The 4,929-nt window shown below is 68.7% G+C and carries 6 protein-coding genes; 1 reads left to right on the top strand and 5 read right to left on the bottom strand.

The window, feature by feature from the left end:
- Window positions 1-213 precede the first annotated feature (213 nt).
- Window positions 214-780: a TIM44-like domain-containing protein gene (locus ACIKT0_RS12905; RefSeq protein WP_407105731.1), complete on the top strand. Its 567-nt coding sequence runs from the start codon at window positions 214-216 to the stop codon at window positions 778-780.
- Window positions 781-801: 21 nt separating this feature from the next.
- Here ACIKT0_RS12905 and ACIKT0_RS12900 read toward each other — a convergent pair whose 3' ends face one another.
- The 5 genes from ACIKT0_RS12900 to ACIKT0_RS12880 are packed head-to-tail and all read right to left on the bottom strand — an operon-like array spanning window position 802 to window position 4,629.
- Window positions 802-1,086 carry an HPr family phosphocarrier protein gene (locus ACIKT0_RS12900; protein WP_407105730.1) on the bottom strand — a complete coding sequence of 95 codons (285 nt, stop codon included), beginning with the start codon at window positions 1,084-1,086 and terminating at the stop codon, window positions 802-804.
- 25 nt (window positions 1,087-1,111) lie between these two features.
- Window positions 1,112-1,513, bottom strand: coding sequence for a PTS sugar transporter subunit IIA (locus tag ACIKT0_RS12895; RefSeq protein ID WP_407105729.1), 402 nt, complete (start codon window positions 1,511-1,513; stop codon window positions 1,112-1,114).
- Complete coding sequence (locus ACIKT0_RS12890) at window positions 1,510-2,100, bottom strand: HPr kinase/phosphorylase (RefSeq protein ID WP_407105728.1); 591 nt, start codon at window positions 2,098-2,100, stop codon at window positions 1,510-1,512. The genes ACIKT0_RS12895 and ACIKT0_RS12890 overlap by 4 nt, the downstream gene beginning before the upstream one ends.
- A complete protein-coding gene (locus tag ACIKT0_RS12885; RefSeq protein WP_407105727.1) occupies window positions 2,097-3,884 on the bottom strand; it encodes a stimulus-sensing domain-containing protein in 1,788 nt (595 codons plus the stop codon). Before ACIKT0_RS12885 ends, ACIKT0_RS12890 begins: the two co-directional genes overlap by 4 nt.
- Before the next feature lie 37 nt (window positions 3,885-3,921).
- Window positions 3,922-4,629, bottom strand: coding sequence for a response regulator transcription factor (locus ACIKT0_RS12880; protein WP_183393304.1), 708 nt, complete (start codon window positions 4,627-4,629; stop codon window positions 3,922-3,924).
- Window positions 4,630-4,929: the final 300 nt, after the last annotated feature.

Raw genomic sequence — 4,929 nt, 5'->3', positions numbered from 1 at the left:
ACGATCTCCGTCGCCAACGACAGCCTCGACGTCGCGATCGGCGAGGCTGAGGCCTATGACGGCAGCGTCGGCGGCCGGCTTTCGCTCAGCCGCGATCCGGGAGGCGTCCGCATCCTGTTCGGAGGCGGGCTGATGGGCGGCCTCGGCTCGATGGCGTCCATCTTCGGTCTTCTGCTGCAGGTCGCCCTGATCTTCATCGCCGTCCGCCTCGTCATGGGCTGGTTCGCGCGGCGCAACAGCCAGCAGCAGCCCGCCGCGGCCGCCGGGCCTTCCGGCTATCGTTTCGAGGCGCCCGAGGAGCGTCCCCGCGGCGGCATGTTCGGCTCGACGTTCGGCGGCGGCGCCGGCGCCGGGGCCGCTCCGGCGTCCGAGCCGGTGACGCTCGAGAAGACCGACTTCGACGCGTTCGAGCGTCTGCTCGGCGAGGTTCAGCAGGCTTGGTCGGACCAGGACATCACCCGGATGCGGTCGCTCGCCACGCCCGAGATGGTCGAGGTCTTCGCTGACGACGTCGCCGACGACGCCAGCCGCGGCGTGATCAACCGGGTCAGCGACGTGAAGCTGCTGCAGGGCGATCTGGCCGAGGCGTGGCGCGAGGGCGGCCGCGACTACGCGACCGTCGCGATGCGCTACGAGCTCAAGGACTGGACCGAGGAGCAGGGCAGCGGACGGGTCGTCGACGGCGACCGCGACGCGCCGACCGAGGCGGCGGAGCTGTGGACCTTCGTCCGCGCTAGCGGCGGCCGGTGGCTGCTCTCGGCGATCCAGCAGTCGGCCTGAGCCGATTAGGCGAAGAGGAGCCTACTCCTCTTCGCCGAACTTGTTCTCGACAAGATGCGTCAGGGCGTCGAGCGCGGCTTCCGCCTCGGCGCCTTTGACTTCGACATGGATGGTGGTGCCGGGCCCGGCCGCGAGCATCATGAGGCCCATGATCGACGTTCCGCCGACGGTCTCGCCGGCGCGGCTGACGCGCACCGAGGCCTCGAACTTCTCGACCGTCTGAACGAATTTCGCGGAGGCGCGGGCATGCAGCCCGCGCTTGTTCACGATCGCAAGCTCGCGAGAGACGCTTTCACACGAGTCCACGAGCGTCTCCGCCTCGAGCCCACGATCATTTGCCGGAGAGCACGCGGCTCGCGACGTTGATATATTTGCGCCCCGCCTCCTGAGCCTGGACGACCGCCGCGTCAAGTGGAAGATCTGACCGGACGCTCACGAGCTTGATCAGCATCGGCAGGTTTATGCCGGCGATCACCTCGACCTTCCGGCCATCCATGCACGATATCGCGAGGTTCGACGGCGTGCCGCCGAACATGTCGGTCAGCACCGCGACGCCGTCGCCGGAGTCGACCTCGCGCACCGCGGCGAGGATGTCCCCGCGGCGCAGCTCCATGTCGTCTTCCGGGTCGATGGTGATCGTCGCGATCTGCTGCTGCGGACCCACGACGTGCTCAAGCGCGGAGCGGAACTCGCAGGCGAGGCGACCGTGTGTCACGAGGACGAGGCCTATCATGCAGTCTTTGCGCAAAACTCATTGCGCTCCAGGTCGGGATCGGCGGCCATGGGCCGGCCGTTCCTTTGGACAGGCGCGTGCGGCGCCGAACGCATCATTTTTCCATGTTGCGGCGCGAACGCAAGCTCTGATGCTTCACGGTCCCGCGCCGGCCAGTTCCGAACCGTGAAAAGCAGGAGGCCCGCCGCCTCCGGATCGCCGCGGCGCAAGGCGATCCGCGGCAGCGGAACGTCCAGCAGGCGCGCGGTGGCGGCGTCCGGCTCGGGCATGCGCTCCGGCTGGTCCTCGATGTCCACCACGAACCTGACCACGCACGCCCCGAGCGTGGGGAGCCTGAACAGGCCGACCCCGCGGCGCTCGATCAGACCTCTCAGAACTTCCGGCGCCTCCCCGACCACGCGGCCGCCGGCCAGGCTCAGCCGCGTCCGGTCGTCTGCGACCAGCCGCGCGAACAGCCCTGCGGCCCGGGCGCGCTCGATCAGCGCCGCCGAGAGGCTGGATTTCCCCGCGCCCGAGGGGCCACGGATCAGCACCCCGGCCTCCTCGACCACCACGCAACTGGCGTGAACGGAGCCCGCGGCGGTCATTTCATGGCCGCCGGCAGCCGCACGACGAAGCGGGCGCCCGTCACCTTGGCTTCGCCCGCGACCGTCTTCATGCGGTTCTCCGCCTTGATCCGCCCGTTATGGGCCTCGACGATCTGCTTCGAGATCGAGAGCCCGAGACCGGAGTTCTGCCCGAACCCCTGCTCAGGTCGATCGGTGTAGAAGCGGTCGAATATCTTGTCGACGGCGTCCGGCCGGATGCCCGGACCGGTGTCGTCGACCAGGATCTCGACCGAGTTGCGCACGCGCTTGCACGTCACCTTCACGACTGCGCCAGGCGGCGAGAAGGAGCGGGCGTTGTCGATCAGATTGGTGATCACCTGCGCCAGCCGGGAGTCGTGGCCGAGCACCAGATAGGCGTCGCGGCCCTGCGCCGCATCGACCACCTTCAGTTCGACCGTGACGCCGTTCTCGCGCGGCGCCCCGTTCTGCATGTCGATCACCGTGGTGAGCAGCTTGACCATGTCGACCGGCTCGGCGTCCTGCCGCTGCAGTTCGGCGTCGAGCCGGCTCGCGTCGGAGATGTCGCTGATCAGGCGGTCGAGCCGTCGCACGTCGTGCTGGATGACGCCGAGCAGCCGCTCGCGCGACTCCTCGCTCTTGGCGAGCGGCAGCGTCTCGACGGCGGAGCGCAGCGAGGTCAGCGGGTTCTTGAGCTCATGGGCGACGTCGGCGGCGAAGCGCTCGATCGCCTCGATCCGCGCATAGAGGGCGCTCGTCATGTCGCGCAGCGCCCCGGACAGATGGCCGATCTCGTCCGAGCGGTTGGTGAAGTCCGGAATCTCGGCGCGGTGCTTGTAGCGGTGGCGCACCCGTTCCGCGCCGTCGGCGAGCTTGCGCACGGGCCCAGCGATCGTGCTGGCCAGCAGCAGCGACAGCACCAGCATCACGGCCGCGGCGACCAGGAACACGCGCATGATCGCGAAGCGCTCGGCCTGCACGATGGAGTCGATGTCGCCGCCCTGCGTGGACAGCAGCAGCACGCCTGTCACCGCCCGGAAGCGCTGGACCGGCACCGCGACCGAGACGATGATCTCGCCCGCGTCGTTGACCCGCACGATGCTCTGCGGAGAGCCCGACAGCGCCTTCGTGACCTCCGGATAGCCGCGGCCGTTGCTCGCGCCGAGCTCCGCATAGAGCGGAAGGTCTGACCGCCGAAGCCAGCTCTTGATGGTGCGGCCGATCTGGTCGAGCAGCCCCGGATCATGGGCCTGGGGGGGCGGCAGGTCGAAGCGCAGAATGTCGCCGCGGGCGTAGAGCGAGCGCGAGTCGAGCAGCAGCGCGCCGTCGCGGTCGTAGATGCGCGCTCGGGTCCGGGTCGGCGTCACCAGCCGGCGCAGCACCGGCGCGACGCGCTCGGGGTTGATCGGGAATTCGAGGCTCTGCAGGCCCTCGTCGCCCGGCGAGGCGGTCTGCCCGGCCTGGAGTTCGAGCAGCTTGTCGGGGTCGACATAGAGCTGGTTGGTCTCGACGGTCGCCGAGGAGGCGATCGCGCCAGCGATGATCTCGCCCTGGATCAGCAGGCTCTGGACGCGAGCGTCGATCAGCCCGGCCCGGAACTGGTTGAGGTAGAGGATGCCCGAGACCAGCGCGACGAGGCCGGCGAGGTTGAGGACGACGATGCGCCGCGTCAGGCTCGAGAAGCCGAGGACGCGCAAGGCCCGGAGCGCGCGCATGACTCTGACGCGCCATGGCTCGCGCTGGCCGGCGTCCTCGTCTGCGTCGGTCGGGACGATGTCGTCCGCCCGCTCGGCTTCCACGCTCATGAATGATGGACTGAAGCGCCGCGCGAGCCGCCGGCGCTCAGATCTCCTTGAACCGGTAACCCACGCCGTAGAGCGTCTCGATCATGTCGAAATCGTCGTCGCAGGATTTGAACTTCTTGCGCAGCCGCTTGATGTGGCTGTCGATCGTGCGGTCGTCGACATAGACCTGATCGTCATACGCCGCGTCCATCAGCGCGTTGCGGCTCTTGACGACGCCGGGCCGCATGGCGAGCGCCTGCAGGATCAGGAACTCCGTGACGGTGAGCGTCACCGGCTCGCCCTTCCAGGTGCAGGTGTGGCGCTCGGGGTCCATCATCAGCTGGCCACGCTCGAGCGCCTTTGAGTCCGGCCCCTTCGGCGCCCCGGGAACCGTCGGCTCCTTGGCGGCCGCGCGCCGCAGCACCGCCTTGACCCGCTCGACCAGCAGACGCTGCGAGAACGGCTTCCGAATGAAGTCGTCGGCGCCCATCTTGAGCCCGAACAGCTCGTCGATCTCCTCGTCCTTCGAGGTCAGGAAGATCACCGGAAGCTCGGACTTCTGCCGCAGCCGGCGCAGCAGCTCCATCCCGTCCATGCGGGGCATCTTGATGTCGAAGATCGCGAGATCGGGCGGAGAGGCGCGCAGCCCCTCGAGCGCCGTCGCGCCATCATTATAGGTCTGGATCCGGTAACCCTCGGCCTCAAGCGCGATGGACACAGAGGTCAGGATGTTGCGGTCGTCATCGACCAGGGCGATCGTCGGCATGGCGCCTTCTTGTATAGCACAGAGTGCAGGGCATGAACCGACTTGGCGTGGCTTTAATGTGACGCAAGGTCGCGAGCCCTCTTTTTGGCCGCATCTGCGGTCGAAGCGGGGCCAGGACCGCCGAAGGAGCGCGAAGAATGACGACCTCGAACGCCTCTCCCGCGCCGGCAGAATCGGCCGCCTTCGATCCTGCCTCGGTCGCCCGCGCGCTGGTCCGGTCCGCCCGCCGCGCCAGCCTGGGGACGATCGACCGCGACCAGCGACACGTAAGGCAGGCCGGAGGCGCGGTCGATCGTCCCC

This window comes from Hansschlegelia beijingensis (assembly GCF_045505405.1).
GTDB lineage: Bacteria > Pseudomonadota > Alphaproteobacteria > Rhizobiales > Methylopilaceae > Methylopila > Methylopila beijingensis_A.
The sequence above is the reverse complement of the archived record's forward strand: the minus strand, read 5'-3'. Positions and strand labels throughout refer to the sequence as shown.